We start from the raw sequence: 20,547 nt of genomic DNA, 5'->3' as shown, positions 1-20,547 counted from the left end.
AGTGAAAATTGTAAATGAGAAGTTTAAAGATGAGGGTGCATTAAGCTCTGCAGAGGGTTATAAGTCTCTGGGTCAGTGTTTGTGTTAACTGAGTTTATAATGCAGATAAAAAGCGCGAGCTTTGTTTTTGGTATCGCGCACTAATCTTTGGGTTCGATATTTGTTGAAGGCTGGCTGTTATTTTGCTCTTCAAATTCTCGCTTTGCCTCTTTCCATTTATCAAGCTTTTCATAGTATACGTCCCAAATACACGGGCAACACGAACCGCCACCACAGCAATCATCTCTTAGTGGTTTTTCTGGTTCTTCGGGTAGCGACTTCATAGTATTTGTCTTAGACCTTATTTCTTAAAAAATACATTAAGCACAGGTATTATCTTGGAGACTCAACAATACTTTTTAGCCTGTACGTAACCTTTAAGCTCAGGTAGTTAAATATCGGCTATTTACGCTATATTACTCTTTCTGAAGTGCCTTTGCAGCCTCAAAGGTTGCAAAGGCCTTTACCCCGGTTTATTAACGAACGAAAATTAGCATTAACGGGAATTACATGGAGTGACTATAATTTCATCCCGCCAGATGCCTCAACCCGTTGGCCGTTAACCCAATAACAATCATCACTCAAAAGCGCCGCCATAACGGCACCAATATCTTCGGGCTTACCCACGCGACCTAGTGCCGTTTGAGAGGCAACAGCTTTATTAACTTCGCTATTATCGCGGATATAGCCTCCGCCAAAGTCAGTTTCAATAGCTCCTGGTGCAAGGGTATTCACTCTAATGTTATGGTCTCCTAACTCGGCCGCCAGATAGCGACTCATTACTTCAACAGCGCCTTTAGCCATTCCATAGGCACTGTATCCGGGAAAGCAAAATCGCGCTAAGCCAGAAGATATATTCAGAATTGCCCCGCCTTCTTCGATTATAGGTAAAAGTGTTTGAGTCAGGAAAAAAGGGCCTTTCACATGCATATCGAATAGTGTGTCGAATTGTCTAATACTGGTTTCTGCAAAAGGAGCGTTCATTCCAATGCCCGCATTATTTACCAGGTAGGTAATCGACGATTCTCCAAATTGACTGCTCAACGCTTTTTTAAGCGAAACGAGAAATTCTGGAAAGGAATAATGAGACGTCGCGGTATTAAGGGGCAGGGCGAAAGCCTTTCTTCCAAAGCTTTGAATTTCGTTTACAACTTCGTTTGCCGCGCTTTCGTTAGTGTTATAGGTGATAATAACGTCTACCCCTCTTTTAGCTAGTGCTAGCGCACCAGCGCGTCCGATCCCTCGACTTCCACCTGTTATTAATGCAATCGCCATTGTTATCTCTCTTTTCGTTGGTTAATTCGCAAACGATTATATTGGCTCGAATTAGTATGAAAAACCTGCCTAAAGCGATAACATTGTTCGTGTTTTGTGAACAATGGGCGGAAAATGGACAGGTTTGATATGCTTACTCGGTTTGTAGAAACCGCTAGATTGGGGAGCTTTAGTGCGGCGGCTGCACTTCTGGGGGTGCCGAAATCGAGTATTTCCCAAGCGGTAACAAAGCTTGAAAAGCAGTTAGGGACACGTCTTTTTAATCGAAGTACGCGAAGTGTTTCTCTCACATCTGATGGGGAAACCTTCTTGCCTCAAAGTATCGCCATACTGAGTGAGTGGGACGCTTTACAATCACAATTTAGTTCATCCGCAGACAGCATTAGCGGTGAACTTCGAATTGACATGCCCAGTAGATTTGCAACAAATATCCTGCTTCCCATATTAGGAGAGTTCATTAGTGCTTACCCCAACATAAAATTAAGAGTGAGCAGTGTCGACCGCAAAGTTGATATCATTAAAGAAGGGTTTGACTGTGTAATACGGGTTGGTGCATTAACGGATAGCAGCTTGGTCGCTCGTCGCCTTTTAACTTATCCAATTTACAATTGTGTAAGTCCTGAGTACGCAACAAAGTGGGGTATACCTCAGTCGCTGGATGATTTGGCTAATCACAAGGTCATTGATTACTCTCACACGCTAAGTCACAAAGCTCCTGTGTTTGAATATATGAAAAATGGTGAGCTACGTACGGTTGAAATGCAAAGCTTACTAAGTGTTAACAGTACCCAAGCCTATTTTGCCGCGTGTTCAAACGGGCTAGGGATAGCGCAAATTCCAAGTGTGGGTGTTGAAGTTGAACTAAAAGAAGGAAAGTTAATTCGCGTGCTTCCAGAGTATGAAGCGCAGCCAATGCCAGTAAACCTTTTATTCCCCTCTAGAAGACAGATGCCTCTTAGGTTAAAAGTGTTCTCTGAATGGTTAGTTAATAAGATGCGTGAAAACAAAAAGCCCTGTTGAAACACAGGGCTTTGGATGTTCTAGCATGCTAAATTGATAAGCATTAGCTCGCTAATCGGCAGGGACTTCTTCTGGGGCTTTATTGCCACTTAAATTTTCTGGTGCTGCAACGATTGGCTTTGGTTTAATGGCACTGGCTTTAGACAGTAAGTCGCTATTACCTGTTACCAAGTCTTCCAAGGTGCCCTTTTCTGCATCTACCAGGCCCACTTCACGTAACATAGAGTCTACCAGTGGAGCATTGGCTCGATAGCTTAGTGCGGCTTGCGTTACTTGCTCTGCTAAGCCACTGCCTGCAGTGGCAACAGTGTGGTCGCCCTTCGCGCCGCTACCTTGGCCGTAACCTTGAAGAATTTTAATACCTTCAATGTTTTCCAGCGGCTTAACGGCATGTGCCACAAGTTCAGGCAATACCTTAAGCATGGCAAGGGCTTTTTGCAGCTCAATTTGCTCGTTTTTAAGCGTATTTTCAGCCTCATAAAGCGCTTGTTTACCTTGTGCTTCAACAGCAAGCACTTTCTCATCAGCTTCAGCTTGAAGCATTTTGGCATCGGCAGCGGCCTTAGCTTCTGTAAGAATAGCGGCAGCAGAGTTTTCAGCTGCTTCTTTCTTAGCTTGTGCTTCTACGGTAATCCCCACAGCTTCACGCTCTGCTTCTTTACGGGCGTCAATAACTTCTATTTGTTTCTTACGCTCAGCTTCCGCCACCATTTTCGCCGTGGTAACAGCCTCAACCTTCTCCACCTTGGCTTTTTCAGCTTCAGCCGCTTTTGCACGTGCCGCCGATTCTTCTTCAGATTTTATCGCAACAGCAATTTGCTTAACCTGTTCAGATACTTCTACTTCTTGTTGCTGGCGAATGCGCGCTTGTTCTAGCGCCTGACGCTTAGCAATTTCTTGGGTTTCAATTTCGCGTGACTTTTCAATTTCCGCCGCCTCAATAGCACGGTTTTTAGCAATTTCTGCTTCGCGCTCTTCCCGTTCTTTCATTTCACGCTGTTTGGCAATTTCCGCCTTCTGTTCTTGACGTTTAAAGGCAAGAACTTGCTCTTGCGCCAAGCGGGCTTCTTCTTCATCGCGCTTTACTTCTAACGACTGTTTTTCCGCTGCTAAATTGCGCTGTTCAATCAAGATGCGGTTTTCTTGCTGAATATCGTTGGTTTCTTTGCGCTTTTCTTCAATGATTTTGGTCAGACGGGCGCGACCTTCCGCATCGAATGCGTTGTTTTCGTTGAAAAACTGTAGGTCGGTTTGGTCAAAGCCGGTTAAGCTCACCGACTCCAATTCAAGACCGTTCTTTTCAAGGTCGTTAGCTACACTTTGCTGCACCTTTTGCACAAAATCAGCGCGCTGTTCGTGCATTTCGGTCATGCTCATTTCAGCTGCAACGGCACGCAGTACGTCAACGAATTTAGACTCCATTAACTTTTTAACTTCTTCAGCGCGGGTGGTACGTGTACCTAGCGTTTGCGCAGCCATTGAAATGCCATTGGCATTGGGTGCAACACGCAAATAGAAGTCAGCCTTAACATCAACACGCATGCGATCTTTGGTGATAAGCGCGTCTTTTTGAATTTTTTCTACTTCTATTCGAAGGGTGTTCATGTTTACTGGAATAATTTCATGAACAACGGGCAGTACGATAGCACCGCCATCTTTAATTACTTTCTCACCGCCAAGGCCCGTTCTTACAAACGCGGTTTCTTTAGTAGCGCGGGTATATAGTTTGGCAAAAATAAGGCCAATAACGATAAGCCCTACAACAATAGCACCGGCAATAAAGAGTATTGACGGCAAGCTAGATGGTTGAATTGTATCCATACTTTTATCTCTTTTAGGTTATAAGTAGCGGGTTGCTAACCAGCTGTGTTGATTTTTTTTAACTAAAATGACGCGCTCTCCCTGTGTGAACAACTCTTCTTCTTCAAAAGGTTCAACTAATACAAAATGAGGCTGAGAGTAGTGGTCGGTAAATTTTGCTTCTGCTGGATTGCCTCGGCTAGCTTTACCAATAGTGATTTCCGCCACAGACCCGATGAAGTCATCGCTATTTACAGCGCTAGACTCGACGCTAGGCAGCAAGCCTGAAATTATTTTTACGGTTCTAGCTGTGACAAGTAGACTAATAACAAATGCGAGAGGGACTGACACAAATGCGGGCAGAGTAAAACCAAGCGCACTGGCAGTGATGCCGTTAATAATTAATCCGGTAAGGCCAAATAGTGTAAGTAATACAACAAGATAAATAAGAAAGGGAACTTTATTAATGTTAAGCCAGTTGGCAAAAGAGGTGTTAAGGAAGCCTTCGCCATCTAACTCAGCAAAGTCATCGCCTAATCCCAACAGGCTTACACCAAAAACGGTGCTGACAAGTTCCAATATGAAAACAAAGAATACAGCAATAAGCGATATGCTAAACCAGAAGTTTGCTGGGGAAAGAAGAACATCTGTCATTTACACCGTCCATGATGACTAACTTGCTTTTATTCTTTATACCACAGAACAAAAATTAAGCCAGCGCATAGCACATGTACTTTCGGCTAGTTTGTAACAAATAATGATGTATCGCGATTAAGTGCTAGCTGAAGTTATGTTTTTGCAATATCACTTCGTTTTCGGTAACTTTTAATACGCTACCTTGATCGTACCAGTCACCCAAGACAATGCGCGTCGCAGGTTTGCCATTTGCATTGAGGCTATGAATGTTCGGTCTGTGGGTATGGCCGTGGATCATGCGCTGCACGCCCCATTTTTCCATTACTTTTACCACTTCTTCAGGCGTGACATCCATAATTTCCGGCTTGAGGTTTTGTTGTTTAGCCTTACTTTCTGCGCGGCCGTTGTCCGCAACACGCTGGCGATACCATAAGGGAAGCGCAAGCATCAAACGAGGCCACCACCAACCACGGGATTTCTTGCGAAACTTTTGATAGGCAACATCGCGAGTACATAGTTCGTCACCATGAGTAAGCAGGGTAGGTGTGCCGTATAGATCAATAACCTCTTGTTCGTTTAACAGAACCATGCCGGCTTTTGATAACCACTTTTCTCGTATAGCAAAATCGCGATTACCGTGAATAAAATAAACAGGGCAGTGCTGGCTAACTTCCTTGAACGCTGATGCTATGGCGGTGTTAAACGGCGTAACGTTGTCGTCGCCAATCCAAACTTCAAATAAGTCACCAAGAACATAAAGTGCGTCAGCGTTAATCGCATCTTCTTTTAAAAAGCGCATTAAGCATTCTGTGATATCAGGGCGGTCGGCACTTAGGTGTAAGTCGGCAATGAAGTAGGTAAACGACATAAATCTTCTTAATGTGGTTTAAAAAGCCGCGTTAAAGTAACGCGGCTTGCTTTTAACTAATGGCTCTAAGCGTGTTGAAAAACATGCCAACCAAGCCATTATTTAGTCATGTGTTTTAGCTGCTATTTAGGCAACCACTGCTTTTTCGATGATCACTGGCTCTACAGGCACATCCTGATGATAACCGTGGTTACCAGTTTTAACAGCTTTAATCTTCTCAACCACGTCCATACCTTCAATTACTTTACCGAACGCACAGTAACCCCAACCATTTACAGATTTGCCTGAGTGGTTAAGGAAGTCGTTGTTGTTTACGTTAATGAAAAACTGAGCAGTTGCTGAGTGAGGATCTTGAGTACGCGCCATTGCGATTGTACCGACCTCATTTGCTACACCATTGTCTGCTTCGTTTTCAATAGGAGCTTTGGTGTCTTTCTGATCCATATCAGGCGTGAAACCACCACCTTGGATCATAAAGTTGTTTATAACGCGGTGAAAGATAGTGTTGTCAAAAAAGCCGTCTTCTACGTAAGAAAGAAAGTTAGCTACTGTTTTAGGGGCTTTATCTTCAAAAAGCTCAAGGGTGATGTCACCGAAATTTGTTTTTAACGTAACCATTGTGGTTTGTCCTGTGTGTTAGCATACATATAAAGTGGGTGCAGTTTAGCGCAAAACGAGTAGCTAGCGCAAAGAGACGGTTATTGAAAAACGCTGCTATATGCTTGCAAAAGGCTTGTACCATTTAAATCGTGACAGTGCTAAACTTTGCGACCCAAAAATTATGACTAATAGGAAATATAGACATGCTGCATCTTTACAACACCCGAACCCGTGAAAAAGCGAAGTTTGTACCGCTTCAAGAAGGGAAAGTGGGTTTGTATGTATGTGGTATTACTGTTTATGACCTAAGTCATATGGGCCATGCCCGTACCTACCTAAGTTTCGATGTTTTAGTACGCTACATGCGTCACCTTGGTTTAGACGTGAAGTACGTGCGTAATATCACTGACATCGACGATAAAATTATTGCTCGCGCTAATGAAAATGGCGAAAGTTTCGAAGCGTTAACCGCACGAACTATTGGTATGATGCATGAAGACTTTGCGGCAATTAACTTGCTAGAGCCAGACGTTGAACCGACTGTAAGTGGCCACATGGATGAAATCATCGCCATTATCCAGCGTCTGATGGACAAAGGCTATGCTTATCAAGCGCAAAGCGGTGATGTGCTATTCGACGTAAGCAAGTACGAAGATTATGGCAAGTTAAGCAAACAAGACTTGGACCAGCTTAAAGCGGGTGCGCGAGTGGAAGTGGCGGCAGGTAAAGACGACCCGTTAGATTTCGTGCTTTGGAAAACCACCAAGCCTGGTGAGCCAGCATGGCAATCGCCATGGGGTGAAGGCCGCCCGGGCTGGCATATTGAATGTTCTGCAATGAATCACAAGCATCTTGGTGCGCACTTTGACATTCATGGCGGTGGGTCAGATTTAACTTTCCCGCACCATGAAAACGAAGTGGCTCAGTCGTGCTGTGCATACGACACACCTTACGTAAACGTATGGATGCATACGGGTATGGTTCAGGTTAATGACGAAAAAATGTCAAAGTCATTAGGTAACTTCTTTACCCTGCGTGATGTGCTTAAAGAGCACGACTCAGAAACGTTGCGTTTCTTCTTAATGTCGGCACATTATCGTAGCCAGTTAAGCTACTCTCAAGACAACATCACGCAAGCAAAAGCAGCTTTGGAGCGCTTGTATACAGCCCTTCGTGGCGTTGAAGTAGATGAAAGCACTGATCTGAGCTACGGTGGCTATTTAACGCGCTTTGAAGCAGCAATGAACGACGACTTAAACGTACCTGAAGCTTTTTCGGTGTTATTCGACGTGGCACGTGAGCTTAACCGCCAAAAAGACAATGCTGACGAAGCGGGTAAATTAGCCGCGGTTCTTAAAGGTCTAGGTGCAATTTTAGGTATGCTTCAAAGTGACCCAGATACTTACCTTAAAGGCGGTGAAGGCAATGACGATGAAGCAGCAGAGATTGAAGCCTTAATCAAACAGCGTAACGACGCCCGTGCAGCTAAGGATTGGGCGGCAGCTGATGCTGCTCGCGATGCATTAAACGCGAAAGGTGTTGTGTTAGAAGATGGTCCGGCTGGCACTACGTGGCGTAAAGCGTAGTTATATAGCTTAATCTTTTAGCTTCAGCGCTGAATATAGCCGTGAGTAAAACCAAAAAAAGCCTACACGATGTAGGCTTTTTTGTTCCTGCTAAGTGAACCAGCAGGAAAGGCATTAACAGCTACTATCACCATTTACCCAGCGGCGAACATCGGCACTTAAATTCAGATCAGAGCCCAAGTCGAAATCACCTTCTCGTACTTCAACGTTACTACCGTAGTCAGAACCGGTGATTGTAACGTGCAAAAACGGGTATTGGGGGGAACTTCCTGCCATTCGGCTGGCAGTCAATTTATAGCCATTCGCTATTTCATACTTTTTAACTGCGATGTTATTGTGAATAGGCAAGTTAAATGTCGACCAACAGCGGTTGCCATTATACTCGATACGCTCGGCAACTTTTTCTGGCTTCTGATTGGTTGATATCGATGATGTAGGAAGGATTATCATGCAGCCCGATGTAAAAGCGGCAACACTAATGACAAATATTGCCAGCGTTGATTTCAAATAGCGTAATTTTTTGTTCATAAGTCCCTCTAATCTTTATAGTTATGTAGTCAGAACTGTATATTAGCTTAAGTATATGAACAATAGCTGAACATAAAATAAACAAATCACGTCTGCCACATTTTTAGATATAAAGTGACTAAATTTCGGGTTTGCCAGTGGGGATGGCTGACTCTTTTTCGGTTAAATGTGACTTCCAGCGCTGCTGCGCGACGTGGGCTTTCACTAATTCTAAGCACTCATTTACAACGTTAAGCACTTCTTTATCTAGCGCATCGGCGGTAGGGGTATAGTCGTGCATACCTACTGAAATGAAATGGTCAATGCGCTCTGCATCCAAATCGCTTAACAGGTTAACTAGCGATGTGGTTACAATGTCGGTAACCGACTCTTCCAAAGTATTCTCTATTGTTTTACCAATAACAGGTAGGTAGTGCAGGGAAGAGACTTGAGCATTGCTTCTAACCGCTTTGCCCACGCTTTTTCTCACGTGTTCGCGAATCACTTCGCCGTGTTCTTCGCTTTGAATTGACTGACCTAAATGATTGATGACACCTGCCATCCATTGAGTAATGACAGGACGGCGTGGTGCCAGAACCTGAGCATTGATGTCGTCTAATAAAGGCGACCCTGCTGAGATATCTTTCTGCGCGTCGCTGAGTACCTTGACAACAATCCGGTCGCTCAGCTCTTCAACAAAAACATCATAGTAGAAGGCAAAAAAACGAAAGACAGCAGTTTGATTCAAATCGATTATTTCGAACTTATGCAGTCGGTGAAGGATGGAAAATATTCGTAAAAAGCGAAATAGGCGGGTGGGCCCCGTGGGGATTAAGCCAATGATATCGTACCAATGCAAAAACGGGAAAAAGTACCAACGAAGATGCTCTTTTCGTACCACTGCCACGATCCAACGAAAGCAAAACTCCGCGAAGAAAATAGCGATAAATACTAAATCTACCAGAAGAAAATTGTTGTGGACGGGGTCGTAGGCGCTTAAGAAAGCAGGAAAGTAGGTGCCTAGTAAACCATAAACAAAGTCGGTGGCGTACAGAGCATCAAAAATGAGCCATGCTAGGTTCACAAAAAGTATACCTAACATGACCAAATCTAAGATTAACCAAGGCGTTTCATGACTGTTTCGCAAATTTTCTCGGTTAATTCTTAGCATTTCCGTATCCTGTATTTTGACTTAAAGCGTAATGTTAATGCAGTCAGGCATGAACAGTGTTGTACCTTAAGCTTAAAAGGTTAACTTGATGCGTTTAACCTAGTGACGTCCACGTAGAGTTTAAGCTTTTGACCGGGTTGTAAATAGCGCTTGGTATTTAGCGAATTCCACTTACCTATGTCATTAACCTTAACATTGAATTTGCTGGCGATACGAGATAATGAATCACCGTTTCTAACAGTGTAAGTCACTTTTTTGGTTACACCATCTTGCGATTTACCTTCCTGCCAAATAACTAACGTCTTACCTGGGTGAAGCATATCGCCAGGGGCCATTCCGTTCCATTTGGCTAACTGCTTGGTGCCTATGTTGTACTTACGGGCAATATCCCAAAGCGTATCACCGGATTGAACAGTATGACGTACTTTTTGCTTAGACGTGTTGCCGTTCTGCAAGCTGGCAAGACGCTGTTCCTGAGATAATGTGTAGCTATCCAGTTCCTGTAGTGCCACAGGTACCATTATCGCCTGACCCACGCGGATCATAGACGAGTCTAGCTCATTCACTTTTTTAAGAACTTTCACGGTGGTGTGATACTGCTTAGCGATTTTACCTAAACTGTCGCCGGGCTTCACTGAGTGGCGTACCCAGTTCAATCGCTCTTTTTGATCAATTTTTGCCAGTGCTTGAGAAAAAGCGGCCGCTTTGTCTAGAGGAAGTATCAACCTATGAGGTCCTTCTGGCGACGTTGCCCAGCGATTGAAACCAGGGTTTAGCCCGTGAAGTTCCTTCAAAGACATGCCTGCAAGCTCGGCTGCAAACGCAAGGTCAACCTGTGAGCCAATATCAACCACTTCGATAACTGCTACATTCGCAACTTCAGGCCATGAATAAGCATATTCATCTTTATTTTTTAGAATATCGGCCAGCGCCAGCAATTTAGGCACATAAGCACGAGTTTCTTTAGGAAGGTTTAAATTCCAGAAGTCAGTTGGCTTACCTGCACGTTTATTGGCTTTGATAGCTCGTTGAACGCGACCTTCACCGCTATTGTAGGCTGCAAGCGCGTGCAGCCAGTTACCATCAAACATTTCGTTTAAGTAGGTAAGATAGTCAAGGGCGCCTTGGGTTGATGCAATTACGTCGCGACGTCCGTCATACCACCAGTTTTGCTGCATGCCAAAGCGTTTGCCTGTGCCTGGAATAAACTGCCACATACCGGCTGCGCGGCCATGAGAATATGCGAAAGGATCGAACGCGCTTTCTACTATAGGTAACAGTACCAGCTCCATTGGCATGTCACGCTTCTCAATTTCTTCTGCAATATAATAGAGGAACGGTTTGGCACGCTTAACAACACGCGCCATATATTCTGGGTGTTTTAGATACCAGTTACGCTGTGCGCTAATGCGTTTGTCATCAGGAATAGGTAAAGCAAAGTTAGCACTTGCTCTTTCCCACACGTCAGTAACAACGGCTTGCGTATGCATGTCCGGCGTATCAGTAAGCTCGGCACCGTCTTCTAGCGTATCGTCGTTAGGGTGTACAACGTCAATAACGCCGTCTCTTGCAATTTCACAATCGGAAATGGCTTCTTCGTTGTTGTGAATTTCACTGCACGCTTCTAGAGAAGCGGTTTCGTTACTTTCTAATTGTGCATTGTCGTTATTATTATCTGTTAACTGACAACCCGTTAAACCTAGCGCCAATATCAGTGGCGACAGTGGGAAAAACTTCAACTGCATATATGAAGAAACCTCTTGGAGCACTGCAAACCGACCATATTACGATAATCGGCTTACTTTTGCATCAAAACTCATCTTTCCAGCGGCGAACTGCAGCAAATACAGCTACATCGTCAGCCAGGTTATTTTCGCAATAGGCTTCGGCAGCAGTTTTCACAGAAAGTTCATGAGCACGTAAAAATGGGTTTATATTTTTTTGCTCTTTAAGAGTGCTAGGTAGCGTAGGTTGATTTTGAGCGCGCTTCTCTTCAACCCATTTAGCATAGCTGCAAAGCGTGTCATTATTTGGCTCTACAGCTAAAGCAAATTCAACATTTGCTTTTGTGTACTCGTGTGTGCAATACACCTTGGTGGTGTCGGGCAGGCGTTTTAGTTTATTCAGTGAGTGATGCATTTGCTCTGGCGAACCTTCGAACAATCTCCCACAACCAGCAGAAAATAACGTATCGCCGCAAAATAACGCGCCATGCCCAAAAAACGCTATGTGATCAAGGGTATGACCCGGTACTTCCATAACCTGTAGCGCCATTTTAAAAACAGGCAGCGATACTGTATCGCCTTGTGCTACCGATTTGGTGATGCCCCTTATATGGTTTCCTCTTGGGCCAATAACCGGTAAGTCTGGTACTGCGGATACTAATTTAGCAATGCCACCAGTGTGATCTCTGTGATGATGAGTAATAAGCACAGCGCTAAGCGTTAAGTCTTTAGCTTTAAGAAACGCCAACACGGGTTCAGCATCACCTGGGTCGACAACAATAGCGCTACTCTCGTTATAAATGCACCAGATGTAGTTGTCGGTAAAAGCGGGAATAGGATGAATGGCTACGCCTGAAGGAAGTGTTTCTGCCGTCATTAGAGTACCTGCTTGTGTAGGTAGAATTATGCGTTACTATAGGGGCTTGTGAAGAGCAGAGCAACCTAAGAGCGCGCAGTGTTAATGAGATCGGCGTTTAAAGCCAAACCGCCTCGCTATCCTACAAACTGGGATGATTTTCCCGCCGGAGAGCATATTCGACATGCTGTGAATGCTGTGTGTAACGATTATGCTGAGCGCATTTTCGGGTATCACTTTGCCAAATTAGGTTCGCTAAGTGCCGAGATAAATCTCGATAGCAGCCCAATTCGGCACCATATCAATTATGTTCCAGATAATGGCCGATTGGGCGACCCATCGTGTGGCAACGGCTCGAAAGAAGACTTTGCTAATCATGATGTAGCATCTGGTAAGCCCCTAAACGGTGACAAAAATGAACTGAAAGCAGGCAAGGAAAACATGGTAGTAGGGCAGTCGCACTGCTTACCTTTCGCCGAAAACAGTATCGATGGCTTCCTATTGGCAAATGAGCTAGATTTCGCGCAGGACCCCCATGAAATATTAAGGGAAGTAGATCGGGTTATTACACAAAACGGTTATGTGATCATAAGTGGCTTTAACCCTTTAAGCCTCGCCGGTATTGCCAAATTTCTACCTGTTAAACGCGGAAATATTCTACACGATGCCCGCTTTTTTACGTCTTATCGCATTAAAGATTGGCTTCAACTGCTGGGGTTTGAAATTGTTGAGCAACGCCAAGTGTTGTTTTCAACGCTCTTTTTTCAACAAAAGTGGAAAGGGGCGGCTAAGCTTCAAGACTATTTAGCATCTTATTTGCCCTGGTGCAGCGCGGTATACGTAATACTCGCTAAAAAGCGGGTTATACCCATGACGGCCATAAAACCCAAACGCAATTTGAAGCCGCGTTTTTCAGCGGTGGGCGCCAGTGTCAGAACCTCTACGGTGAATCGCACGCTTCGTTAGCACCATTAATGTATATTGTACTTGTACGCGGAGCACGCCACGCTCTTAATTAGCAAGCAGCGACAAACACTAACCATCTTCAAAATTCATTAAGGTACTGTAACCAGAACGCAAGGCTGTCGCGTTTTTAATCAAATCTGGAAGGGGAATTGGAGATAGCTTAGAATGCTATCTCCAAAATGAAAGACTAATCGTCACTCGTTTTATAGAGGTGCACGTCTCGCTGTGGGTAAGGGATACTAATTCCTTCTTCATCGAAGGCTTTTTTAACTTTTTCCTGCATATCCCAGTAGTAGGGCCATAAATCATCTGTGGCAACCCACGGTCTAAACATCAGGTCGACCGAATTATCACCTAAACCACCAACACAGATTCTAGGAGCTGGCTCGGTCAGGGAACGTTCATCTTCTTCAAACAGACGCTGCAACACCTTCTTTGCTTTGTCGATATCGTCATCGTAACCTATGCCAAATGTCATATCGCAACGGCGTTTATCGTATACGCTAACGTTAATTAATGTGGCATTAGACAAGCTACCGTTGGGGATAACAATGCGTTTGTTGTCAAAGGTGTTAAGTACTGTATAAAGAATTTGAATCTCTGCCACCGAACCCAGGTGACCTTCTGCTTCTATGGTGTCCCCCACTTTGAATGGTTTGAAAATCAGGATTAGCACACCGCCAGCAAAATTAGCTAGGCTGCCTTGTAATGCAAGACCTATAGCCAAACCAGCTGCACCGACTACGGCAATAAATGAGGTGGTTTCAATGCCTATCATAGAGGCGACAGAAATCAGCAACATCACCTTCAAAACAGCGCTAATTAGTCCGCATAGGAACTTATTTAACGTGGGGTCCTTTTTACCTAGCCGGTGGTCTAGTAAACGCACAAAACGATTCACTAACCAGAGGCCTACTACTAAAGTAACAATGGCCAATAACAGTTTGGGTGTGTAAGTCATCACCAGTGCTATGGCCTTTTCGGTTAATTCCGATAAATCGATATTAGTCCCGAAGAAATCTTCCATAAATACCTCTTTCATTAATTAACCACGTTGATTACGTTAAGAAAAGAAGGATAGATCGCCGTGAATCAACCCGAATTTGAATGAGCAGCTTTTTTGACTAGAAGTTATTAGCCGTTTTGCCTTAGGCAAATAAGGTTAAAGAGTGTGTAAGTAAAGAGTGAGTGGAGTGTGGGAAGGTTTATTAGCATACCAGGTTATGTGCCTGCACCGTGATTCTGGCTATGTGATATTTTACTTTATAAATCTAAGCGCCGCTTCGACCGCCCAATAAAAAAGGTGACATCCCGTCGCGTTATAGCGCTGAATGTCACCTTACTTTTAAGGGGGCGCTTTACAGCTTACTTAACACGCATACCCGGCTTTGCACCTTCGTGCGGCTCAAGAATGTATAGCTCGTCGCCACCAGGGCCCGCGGCTAATACCATGCCTTCACTCATGCCAAAACGCATTTTACGAGGAGCGAGGTTCGCCACCATTACTGTGTGCTTACCAATTAGGGCTTCAGGCGAGTAAGCCGACTTAATACCTGCAAAAACTTGCTTGGTTTCGCCGCCTAAATCTAGCTCCAAGCGCAGAAGCTTATCGGCTTTTTCCACGTGTTCAGCTTTAGCGATACGCGCAATACGTAAATCTACTTTGGCGAACTCATCAAACGAGATAGTATCGCTAATAGGGTCTTTAGCAAGCGGGCTGTCTGGGTCGATTGCCGGTGCTGCTGGCGCTAGGCTTTCTTTTGAATCTTCAACCATGGCGTCGATTTTCTCCATTTCTACACGCTGCATCATCGGCTTAAATTTGTTGATGGCGTGGCCTTTCAATAGGGTTTGCAGTGAATTCCAGTCGAACTTGTCGTTTAGGAATTCTTCTGCTTTTTCTGCAAGTACTGGCAGTACAGGCTTTAAGTAAATCACCAACAGACGGAACATGTTGATACCTAGCGAGCACACATCGTGTGTGAACTGCTGCTTAGTCTCGTCTTTAATGGTTACCCAAGGTGCGTTGTTATCAATGAACTGGTTTGCTTTGTCAGCAAGGGCCATGATTTCGCGCACGGCTTGGTGGTATTTACGCTTCTCGAAAAGTGCAGCAATGCTCTCTGACGCGTTTTGGAACTCTGCAATAAGCTCTGGCTCAATCACATTGTCAGACAATTTGCCGTCGAAACGCTTGGTGATAAAGCTTGCACAGCGGCTTGCAATGTTAACTACTTTACCTACCAAGTCAGAATTCACTTTTTGTGCGAAGTCAGTAAAGTTAAGGTCGATGTCGGTAACACCGTCGCCTAACTTAGACGCAAAGTAGTAACGAAGATATTCTGGGTTCAGGTGGTCAAGGTAAGTACGGCCTTTTATAAAGGTGCCGCGCGACTTTGACATTTTCGCACCGTTTACGGTGACGAAACCGTGAATGTTTACACCAGTGGGCTTACGGTATCCCGCGCCTTCTAGCATGGCAGGCCAGAACAGGCAGTGGAAGTAGGTTATATCTTTACCAATAAAGTGATAAAGCTCAGCGTCTGAGTCTGCTTTCCAGAAGTCATCAAACTCTAGATTGTTTTGGTCGCAGAAGTTTTTGAAACTAGCCATGTAGCCAACAGGCGCATCTACCCACACGTAGAAAAACTTGTTCGGCGCACCTGGAATTTCAAACCCGAAATACGGCGCATCACGGCTAATGTCCCACTGCTGAAGGCCTTCAGTGAACCACTCTTGTAGCTTGTTAGCCATTTCTTCTTGAAGGGCACCTGAGCGGATCCACTCTTTCAACATGCCTTCAAATTTTGGCAGGTCAAAGAAAAAGTGCTCAGACTCACGTAGTACTGGTGTAGCACCTGATACAACGCTGCGCGGGTTTTTCACTTCAGTCGGGCTGTAGGTTGCACCACACACGTCGCAGCTGTCGCCGTTTTGATCTTCTGCGCCACAGCTTGGGCAGGTACCCTTAACGAAACGATCCGGCAAAAACATTTCTTTTTCAGGGTCGAACAGTTGGTTAATGGTGCGCTTGCTGATGTAACCCGCATTATCCAAACGGGTGTAAATTTCTTCACACAGTGCCTTGTTTTCTGGCGAATGGGTTACATAGTAGTTGTCGTAATCTACGTGAAAATCAACAAGGTCTTGGTGATGTTCAGCACGCGTTCTTGCCACCATTTCTTCTGGTGTAATGCCAAGCTCTTGGGCTTTAAGCATAACCGGCGTACCGTGTGCATCATCGGCGCAAACACTGTAACATTCGTTTCCGCGAAGGCGCTGAAAACGAGTCCAGATGTCGGTTTGAATGTGTTCTAGCAAATGACCTAAGTGAATAGAGCCATTTGCGTATGGCAACGCACTGGTTACCAGAATTCGGCGTTTTTCTGACATAATGACGTTATTGATTCTTTGCGTTTCAAAATGGCTGCAAATACTAGCGGAAAACCGCGTTTTTTGCATTACGTAATTCACACAATTCTACTACTAGTAAGGCATTTTATGTTCTTTTCTCGCAAAGCAGAGCCGGCAACTCAAAAAGTTGCTGTAATTTTGGCCAAGTATTTTTCATTAGATGTTGAAGTTACCTTGCCATGGTGTGCTTTTAGTCAGCCAGAGAACGAAAATGAAGGCGTGACAGTTACCTTGCCATTTTGTATTGCTACCCAGTTAGACACGCTAAAACAAGAAGTGCTTAAACAGCTAAAAGGGAAGCTTGGCGATGACCAGCTTACGTTTAAACAAAGTGTAGCAAGTGGAGAAACAGAAGTAGCTCCGGTCACAAACATTAAAAACATCATAGCGGTGGCTTCTGGCAAGGGCGGCGTAGGAAAATCGACAACCAGCATTAATTTGGCGTTTGCACTTATGCAGGAAGGCGCGAAAGTAGGAATTTTAGATGCCGATATTTATGGGCCATCAATTCCCATTATGTTGGGCAACCCCGATGCTCACCCTGAAAGTGAAGATAATAAGCACATGCAGCCGCTTATGTCACATGGGCTGGTGGCGAACTCCATTGGTTACTTAGTGCCCCAAGAAGACGCGGCCGTATGGCGCGGACCCATGGCAAGCAGAGCGTTAAAGCAATTATTAGATGAAACCCTATGGCCTGTGCTGGACTACTTGATTGTAGACATGCCACCAGGAACAGGCGATATCCAACTGACAATGGCGCAACAAGTTCCACTTACTGCTGCTGTGGTAGTTACAACGCCGCAAGACTTAGCGCTAGCCGACGCCCAAAAAGGCATAAGCATGTTTGAAAAAGTTAATGTACCTGTATTAGGGCTTATTGAAAACATGAGTTATTACCAGTGCAGAGCCTGTGGTACCAAAGATTATGTGTTTTCAAAAGACGGGGGCGAGGCGCTGGCCGAACGTCACGGTTTGCCGCTTTTAGGTCAGCTGCCACTTGATATCCATATTCGCGAGCATGGCGATGCCGGTACGCCATTGTTAATTACCTCGCCTGAAAGTGCATTGAGTGAAAGTTATCGCGAGGCAGCGCGTGCATTGTCTATGCAGTTAGCCCTTACCGTCGCCCCACGTAAAGGAGCAGCCAAGCACATTAAAGGCGACCCGATTGGCGTTGTTGGCAAAGAATAGCTAGCAAAGAGCTGCTTAGAAAGCCAATTGATAAGTAATTCGAGAGAGGCTCAGTTAAGGTAAATCATAGTTCGGTTTGGTTGTTTGAATTTGAAATTTGGTAAAACAGTATAAAAATTGCGTAAAAGCAGATAAAACAAGCCTTTGAGCAGTTGAATGCGTGCGGTGACATACGCATAATAGCGGCCTAACGAAATGAGGAATACACCATGCGCTTGTGCGACCGCGATATCTACGAACATCTGCAAGATGGAAAAATCAAAATTGACCCTACGCCTAGTTACGATCAAATAAGTGGTGTAACGGTAGATATCCGCCTAGGCAATAAATTTCGCGTCTTTGAAGATCATCAGGCGCCCTTTATCGATTTAAGTGGTCCAAAAGCTCAGGTACAAGAAGCGCTTGACCACGTAATGAGCGATGAAATCGAATTAGAAGAGGGTAAAGCTTTCTTTCTACACCCAGGCGAATTAGCACTAGCAATAACCTACGAGTCAGTAACCTTGCCAGACAACATTGTCGGTTGGTTAGACGGGCGTTCTTCACTTGCACGTTTGGGCCTAATGGTGCACGTAACCGCCCATCGAATCGATCCAGGTTGGTCGGGAAACATCGTTCTTGAGTTTTACAACAGCGGTAAGTTACCGTTGGCGCTTCGCCCTAAAATGAAAATAGGGGCACTTAGCTTTGAAGTGTTGTCAGCGCCAGCTGAAAAGCCGTACAACGCAAGAGTGGACGCAAAATACAAAGGCCAAGCGGGTGCAGTAGCTAGCCGAATCTCGTCAGATGATGAGAGCAAGTAAAAAAATCGGCTAGAAAAACTAGATTTTTTAGTAAAAGCCTAGTGCGTTTCCCGCTGATTACTGATAGAAAATAATAAGGCACTAATAAGGGCTAAGGGCCCCAACACTTATAATAAAGCTATTAGTAAAGGGAAGCGCAATGCACACCAACCCTCCACCTTCGTCGGAAATTCAACTACGAAAGCCAACCCGCAAGAACAGTATTATTCTGTTTGCGTTTATCGCCTCTGTGTTAAGTGGCGTTGGGTTATGGGCTGTTAACCAGCCCAGCGAGATCATTTTTACCGCCGCAATTACGCTATTTGTAGCTGTGCTCTGGGTAACTGAAGCGCTCCCTATTCCGGCTACATCACTTTTACCCTTCGCGCTGTTCCCGTTGTTCGGTGTGTTATCACACAGCGAAGCCGCCTCTGCACTTGGAAGTCATGTCATTATCTTACTAATGGCTGCGTTTATGCTTTCAAAAGGATTAGAGCGCGCCAACTTACACAAGCGTTTCGCCATTTACATGTTGCGTATTACCGGTAGCGGAAGCCCGCTCAAGTTAGTGTTGGGCTTCATGTTAACAACCGCAGTACTGAGTATGTGGATCAGTAACACAGCAACAATTCTAATGATGTTGCCTATGGCTATTGCCATTATCAATGCAGTAGACAATCCGCGGTTTGGCGTGGCGCTCATTCTTGGTATTGCTTATTCGGCAAGCCTTGGCGGGGTAGGTACGCCTATTGGTACACCACCTAATATCATCTTTATGAGTGTGTATGAGGAAACGTTAGGTATTGAATATAGCTTTATCGATTGGATGAAAACTGGTGTACCCATCGTGATTTTAGGCGTACCGATTATGGCTTTATGGTTGGCACGGGGAATTAAGGAAGTGGGCAACATAAATTTGCCCGTACCAGGTACGTGGACAAAAGCCGAGAAGCGTGTTCTTGCTATATTTGGCACCGTAGCTTTAGCTTGGATTTTCAGACCGTTTTGGACCGCCTGGATAGGCGTAAGCACAATAAGTGACAGTACGATAGCCGTAGCGGGTGTGGCCGCCATGTTCCTCACCAATAGCGGAAACGACAACGGGGAAGTAGACGACAAAGGAAACAACGACAAACTACTTGATTGGAAAACGGCTAACGATATTCCGTGGGGTATGTTGTTACTGTTTGCTGGCGGTATTTGTATTGCCAAGGCATTCATGTCATCGGGCTTAAGTGTGCTGATGGGCTCATGGCTAACGGGTCTTTCTACACTTCCAGTACTGTTGTTAGTGCTTGCTATTTGCCTGTTCGTTACCTTCTTGACGGAAATTACCTCCAATACGGCAACCTCTACCTTGCTGATGCCAATTCTCGCGGCGGCGGGGATGGCAGTAGGTGTAGACCCTAAGTTATTAATGATCCCCGCAGCAATTAGTGCAAGTTGCGCATTTATGTTGCCGGTGGCAACAGCGCCCAATGCCATTGCGTACTCAACGGAAAAGTTCGACATAAAAACCATGGCCAAAGAAGGTGTTGTGCTAAACGTGCTCGTTGCGTTGGTAGTAACTGGTGTGTGTTACGTTACGTTGGCCTAACAAATTAATTGGCAACTATGTGATTTGACGTAGAAATTAGTGAAGATGGTTAGCAATTGAGCGCTTAAACAGGCTTATTGCTAATTCTCGTTGCAATGTGAACAAATTTGAGTAGACTTATCCGCTCTTTCGGTCGGTGTGTAGCGCAGCCTGGTAGCGCACTGTCATGGGGTGTCAGGGGTCGGAGGTTCAAATCCTCTCACACCGACCAACTTATTTCACCCCATTCAATAACTTACGGGCTCTACCCCATAAACGGGGGAGGCTCTACCCCATAAACGGGGGATCAGCATTCACCTTACACGATTGATAACACCATCCCATCCACAATGGGTCATCACTCTTAGTCTGTAATTCTCAAAGTTTCTAAAACCATACGCTCTTCTCGATATCATTTCCATTTTGTTGTGGAAGCCTTCGGTGATGCCGTTGTTGCGTGTAAAGCGCCACATTGCCACTATCGGTTGTAGCCAGGATGCCAAGGTCTTCCCTAAGGCGTTGAGTGGGCTCTG

General features: G+C 44.9%; 19 protein-coding genes and 1 tRNA gene. 7 read left to right on the top strand and 13 right to left on the bottom strand.

Annotated features, from left to right (window positions below; genetic code table 11):
• Positions 1–140 precede the first annotated feature (140 nt).
• A complete protein-coding gene (locus tag BGK61_RS14650) occupies positions 141–323 on the bottom strand; it encodes an oxidoreductase-like domain-containing protein (RefSeq protein ID WP_076011724.1) in 183 nt (60 codons plus the stop codon).
• Between the two features lie 235 nt (positions 324–558).
• Complete coding sequence (locus BGK61_RS14645) at positions 559–1,314, bottom strand: SDR family NAD(P)-dependent oxidoreductase (RefSeq protein WP_076011723.1); 756 nt, start codon at positions 1,312–1,314, stop codon at positions 559–561.
• Positions 1,315–1,428: 114 nt separating this feature from the next.
• On the opposite strand from BGK61_RS14645, the gene BGK61_RS14640 reads away from it, so the two are divergent.
• Positions 1,429–2,334: a LysR family transcriptional regulator gene (locus tag BGK61_RS14640; RefSeq protein WP_014998787.1), complete on the top strand. Its 906-nt coding sequence runs from the start codon at positions 1,429–1,431 to the stop codon at positions 2,332–2,334.
• 51 nt (positions 2,335–2,385) lie between these two features.
• On the opposite strand, the gene BGK61_RS14635 is transcribed toward BGK61_RS14640, so the two are convergent.
• From BGK61_RS14635 to BGK61_RS14620, 4 genes are all read right to left on the bottom strand, one after another.
• Positions 2,386–4,155 (bottom strand): flotillin family protein, encoded by a 1,770-nt coding sequence (locus BGK61_RS14635; RefSeq protein WP_076011722.1) that lies wholly within the window; start codon positions 4,153–4,155, stop codon positions 2,386–2,388.
• A gap of 18 nt (positions 4,156–4,173) precedes the next feature.
• Complete coding sequence (locus BGK61_RS14630) at positions 4,174–4,788, bottom strand: OB-fold-containig protein (RefSeq protein ID WP_014998785.1); 615 nt, start codon at positions 4,786–4,788, stop codon at positions 4,174–4,176.
• A gap of 124 nt (positions 4,789–4,912) precedes the next feature.
• Positions 4,913–5,638 (bottom strand): UDP-2,3-diacylglucosamine diphosphatase, encoded by a 726-nt coding sequence (lpxH, locus tag BGK61_RS14625; protein ID WP_014998784.1) that lies wholly within the window; start codon positions 5,636–5,638, stop codon positions 4,913–4,915.
• Between the two features lie 126 nt (positions 5,639–5,764).
• Positions 5,765–6,256, bottom strand: coding sequence for a peptidylprolyl isomerase (locus BGK61_RS14620; RefSeq protein ID WP_014998783.1), 492 nt, complete (start codon positions 6,254–6,256; stop codon positions 5,765–5,767).
• 185 nt (positions 6,257–6,441) lie between these two features.
• Here BGK61_RS14620 and cysS point away from each other — a divergent pair, with 185 nt between their 5' ends.
• Complete coding sequence (cysS, locus tag BGK61_RS14615; RefSeq protein WP_014998782.1) at positions 6,442–7,824, top strand: cysteine--tRNA ligase; 1,383 nt, start codon at positions 6,442–6,444, stop codon at positions 7,822–7,824.
• Between the two features lie 114 nt (positions 7,825–7,938).
• On the opposite strand, the gene BGK61_RS14610 is transcribed toward cysS, so the two are convergent.
• From BGK61_RS14610 to gloB, 4 genes are all read right to left on the bottom strand, one after another.
• A complete protein-coding gene (locus BGK61_RS14610) occupies positions 7,939–8,352 on the bottom strand; it encodes a halomucin (RefSeq protein ID WP_234349429.1) in 414 nt (137 codons plus the stop codon).
• A gap of 118 nt (positions 8,353–8,470) precedes the next feature.
• Entirely contained in the window at positions 8,471–9,502 is a 1,032-nt protein-coding gene (locus BGK61_RS14605; protein WP_014998780.1) for a hypothetical protein, read from the bottom strand.
• A gap of 80 nt (positions 9,503–9,582) precedes the next feature.
• Entirely contained in the window at positions 9,583–11,247 is a 1,665-nt protein-coding gene (locus tag BGK61_RS14600) for a lytic transglycosylase (protein ID WP_076010871.1), read from the bottom strand.
• A gap of 64 nt (positions 11,248–11,311) precedes the next feature.
• Positions 11,312–12,103, bottom strand: a complete 792-nt coding sequence (gene gloB, locus BGK61_RS14595) for a hydroxyacylglutathione hydrolase (RefSeq protein ID WP_014998778.1) — start codon at positions 12,101–12,103, stop codon at positions 11,312–11,314.
• Between the two features lie 84 nt (positions 12,104–12,187).
• Here gloB and BGK61_RS14590 point away from each other — a divergent pair, with 84 nt between their 5' ends.
• Positions 12,188–13,048, top strand: a complete 861-nt coding sequence (locus BGK61_RS14590) for a class I SAM-dependent methyltransferase (RefSeq protein WP_076010870.1) — start codon at positions 12,188–12,190, stop codon at positions 13,046–13,048.
• Between the two features lie 187 nt (positions 13,049–13,235).
• Here the strand turns inward: BGK61_RS14590 and BGK61_RS14585 are convergent, their stop codons facing one another.
• A complete protein-coding gene (locus tag BGK61_RS14585) occupies positions 13,236–14,075 on the bottom strand; it encodes a mechanosensitive ion channel family protein (RefSeq protein ID WP_014998776.1) in 840 nt (279 codons plus the stop codon).
• Between the two features lie 338 nt (positions 14,076–14,413).
• Positions 14,414–16,441, bottom strand: coding sequence for a methionine--tRNA ligase (metG, locus tag BGK61_RS14580; protein ID WP_076010869.1), 2,028 nt, complete (start codon positions 16,439–16,441; stop codon positions 14,414–14,416).
• A gap of 108 nt (positions 16,442–16,549) precedes the next feature.
• Here metG and apbC point away from each other — a divergent pair, with 108 nt between their 5' ends.
• The 4 genes from apbC to BGK61_RS14560 all read left to right on the top strand — a co-directional run bounded on the left by apbC (position 16,550) and on the right by BGK61_RS14560 (position 20,246).
• Positions 16,550–17,656, top strand: a complete 1,107-nt coding sequence (gene apbC / locus BGK61_RS14575; protein ID WP_076010868.1) for an iron-sulfur cluster carrier protein ApbC — start codon at positions 16,550–16,552, stop codon at positions 17,654–17,656.
• Positions 17,657–17,865: 209 nt separating this feature from the next.
• Entirely contained in the window at positions 17,866–18,459 is a 594-nt protein-coding gene (gene dcd / locus BGK61_RS14570; protein WP_014998773.1) for a dCTP deaminase, read from the top strand.
• A gap of 139 nt (positions 18,460–18,598) precedes the next feature.
• On the top strand, positions 18,599–20,035 hold the full coding sequence (locus BGK61_RS14565) for an SLC13 family permease (RefSeq protein WP_076010867.1): 1,437 nt from the start codon (positions 18,599–18,601) through the stop codon (positions 20,033–20,035).
• 134 nt (positions 20,036–20,169) lie between these two features.
• Positions 20,170–20,246 (top strand) — tRNA-Pro (locus BGK61_RS14560).
• A gap of 82 nt (positions 20,247–20,328) precedes the next feature.
• On the opposite strand, the gene BGK61_RS14555 is transcribed toward BGK61_RS14560, so the two are convergent.
• Positions 20,329–20,547 (bottom strand): transposase (locus tag BGK61_RS14555; protein ID WP_167369501.1); only part of this gene is annotated, 219 nt, incomplete at its 5' end.

Origin of the sequence: Alteromonas abrolhosensis (assembly GCF_001953635.1) — a bacterium.
GTDB classification, from domain to species: Bacteria; Pseudomonadota; Gammaproteobacteria; order Enterobacterales; family Alteromonadaceae; genus Alteromonas; species Alteromonas abrolhosensis.
This window is presented reverse-complemented; position numbering and strand designations above follow the sequence as displayed.